Here is a 3,034-nt window from a genome sequence, read left to right as displayed (position 1 = left end):
GCCACTCTCCCAGCCCTCAACCCGTCACCGGGATACCGGCACCCCTCTCACTCTCAACAACGCGAAGGGCGGGGAGCGGTCATTCGCTGCGGCTTGAACCAATGTCGGCATTGTAGAGCCTCACACGCCGGGGGGACAACGCGCTCGATCAGAACCTACGCCAGATCGCGACCGTGTCGGCGCGTCCCCACCAACACGTTCATTTCTTTACGACCAATGCCGGATGTCTACCTCGCCAATATCGTGTTACATTGACAATGGAACCACGAGGAGGAGCGGGGTTTTGCTGGAACATGCACTTGTTCTGGATTCGTTAGGGGCGCCGATCAGGCACCGGCAGAAAACCCATTCAGCTGATTGGGACGAAGTGGAGGACTTCTGCCGGTCGGTCTATATGCGATATCGGGTGCGGCCTTTGGATCGCTTGTCCCTGCCGGATGCGACCATGATTTCGGCGAAGGCGGGCTGTGTGACCATGACCCGGTTTGCCTACGGCACCGGCATTCACCTTGACCGTTTCGATCCTGATGCCGGAAACATCCTTGTTCTTAACACCCTGCGCGGGGCATTGGATCATCAAACCGATGGTGGCTCTATTGCAACCGCTGCCGGGGAAAGCTTTGTCGTAGATTGCTCCCGAGCCGAATATTGGCTTGAGGGTGATCCCGACCATATGCAGCTGAACCTCACGATCCCGCATCAGGCGATGGTTGATACGGCCGAGAGGTGGTTCGGTTTCGTGCCGGATGACCGCCTGTGGACGAGCCGTGTCAAGATCGGCGGCCCCAACTCAGCCTGGCCCGCGCTTCTCGATTATGCCACCCGTGCCTTAACGCGCGCGGGCGAAGTCTCATCCGACGCAGTCTTGGTGCGGCATATCGAAGAGATGCTTTGCGTCGAACTTCTGCGACAGTGGGCATCGGCCGCTGGGTTGAGCCTTGAGACCGGGGCCCGCTGTGCAGCCCCCGGTTACGTTCGCGCGGCCGAGGAGATCATGGAAGCCGAAGCGCGCGAAGCACCTTCAATCGGCGATGTGGCCAAGCGTGTCGGCGTTTCTGCAAGGACACTGTCCGGCGGATTTCAGAAGTTTCGAGGTATTTCGCCTCGGGCATTCCTCGTGGCGCGGCGGCTTGACGGCTTTCGCCGGGATCTTGAAACTTTGCCAGCCAATGTGACCGTCACCGTGATCGCCGCAGACTGGGGCTTTTCGAACTTCGGCGCTCTGGCCGGCCGGTATCGAGAAAGGTTCGGAGAAACGCCGTCGCAGACGCGTGGTCGGGTCGCACGACGCGTCCGCCCGCACTGACTTCGTTTCCGAAATCGGACAGAACATACCGGTTGCGAACAGCGCGGCCGATCAGTGTTCCGCATTCTTCTCTTCACATCTTCAAGGGAGGAACCAATGAAGGACATCAACCCAAACGATCTGAAAATCCGGTGTGACGCCGTTCTGAACGGACTGGGCACCGGTCCGTCGCGTGTGCCCGGGGTTGTCGCGATGGCAACGGACCGCAATGGCGATATCTACGCCGGCGCGGCCGGAGAGCGGCGGCTGGACGGCGACGCAATGACGGAGGACACGGTCTTCGCCATCTTCTCGACCACCAAGGCAATCGCTGGCACCACAGCCCTGCAATGTGTCGAGGAGGGTTTGTTGGACCTCGATGCGCCTGCGAAAAACTACGCCCCGGCCATCGGCGAGTTGAAGGTGATCGACGGGTTCGACGCGGACGGCACCCCCAGACTGCGCGCCCCCAAAAGTGATGTCACGACCCGCCAACTGATGCTGCACACGGCCGGTTTTGGCTATGATTTCTTTAACGAGACCTATAAGCGCCTCGCCGAAGAGCAGGGCCAGCCCTCTGTCGTCACCGGCAGCCGCGCCTGCATCGAAACCCCGCTGCTATTCGATCCGGGCACGAAGTGGGAATACGGCACGAACATCGACTGGGTCGGACAGGTCGTCGAAGGCATCCGCGGCAAACGCCTGGGCGAGGTTATGAAAGAGAGGATCTTCGACCAGCTCGGCATGCAGGATATCGCCTTTACCCGGACGCCCGACATGAAGGAGCGGACCGCGACCATCCACGCGCGGGGCGAGGATGGCGGGCTGACCCCGATGGACGACTTCGCACTACCTGATGACCCTGAGGTCCACATGGGCGGCCACGGGCTCTACGCGACTGTGCCGGAATACATGAAGTTTATCCGCATGTGGTTGAACGACGGTGCCGGTCCGAACGGGCGGGTCCTGAAACCCGAAACCGTCGAATGGGCCGTGCAGGGCGCACTTGTCCCACCGCAGAAAGTCACCATGCTGCCCGGCGTCATTCCCTCGCTTTCGAATGATGCAGAGTTCTTTCCGGGCATACCCAAGGACTGGTCCTACACCTTCATGGTCAACACCGAAGACGCGTCCACCGGGCGCCCGGCCGGCGCCATCGGCTGGGCCGGGCTGGCGAACAGCTACTATTGGATAGATCGAAAGAATGGGATCGGTGGCTACTGGGCAACGCAGATCCTGCCGTTCGCAGATGGGGTCTCCTTTCCAGGGTATATGGATTTCGAGAGCGCGGTCTACGCGGCCCTCTCGGGGCAATAACGGCATTTTCCTGCTATGCCAAAGGGCGGGGCGCATGCGCGCCCCGTCGGACTTGCCGGTTTTCACGCCTTAGATAGGTTATGAGATAAAGAAGCCATTGGACGGGTTTGGACCGAACGTCCGCTAAGGCCGAAAATGACCAAACCCGGCGGGTTTACCCGCCGGGCCCTAGGGGGAGACCCCGTTCTCAGAACGGGATCTCGTCGTCGCGGTCGACCAGCTCGGGGTTTTCGTTCTCGGCCGACTTCGGGCGGCTCAGGAAGTCGACCTTCTCGGCGATGATCTCGCAGCCGTAGCGGTCGTTCCCCATGCTGTCGATCCACTTGGTGTAGTGGATGCGGCCGTGGACGAGGACCTTCATGCCCCTTTCGCAATGCTCCGCGACCGTCTTGCCAAGACCATTGAAGCAGGTGATGCGGTGCCATTCGGTGT

The 3,034-nt window shown here is 60.8% G+C and carries 3 protein-coding genes; 2 read left to right on the top strand and 1 reads right to left on the bottom strand.

The window, feature by feature from the left end; genetic code table 11:
• Positions 1 to 283 precede the first annotated feature (283 nt).
• Positions 284 to 1,306, top strand: a complete 1,023-nt coding sequence (locus DL1_RS20520; protein ID WP_009807931.1) for an AraC family transcriptional regulator — start codon at positions 284 to 286, stop codon at positions 1,304 to 1,306.
• Positions 1,307 to 1,402: 96 nt separating this feature from the next.
• Entirely contained in the window at positions 1,403 to 2,602 is a 1,200-nt protein-coding gene (gene acmB / locus DL1_RS20515) for a methyl acetate hydrolase AcmB (protein ID WP_009807932.1), read from the top strand.
• Positions 2,603 to 2,789: 187 nt separating this feature from the next.
• Here acmB and DL1_RS20510 read toward each other — a convergent pair.
• Positions 2,790 to 3,034, bottom strand: a 245-nt coding sequence (locus DL1_RS20510) for a single-stranded DNA-binding protein (RefSeq protein WP_038070213.1), incomplete at its 5' end; no start/stop codon positions are given.

The sequence above is a fragment of the Thioclava dalianensis genome (assembly GCF_000715505.1).
GTDB classification, from domain to species: Bacteria; Pseudomonadota; Alphaproteobacteria; order Rhodobacterales; family Rhodobacteraceae; genus Thioclava; species Thioclava dalianensis.
Note: the sequence above shows the minus strand (reverse complement) of the source record. Positions and strands in the feature narration are given on the sequence as shown.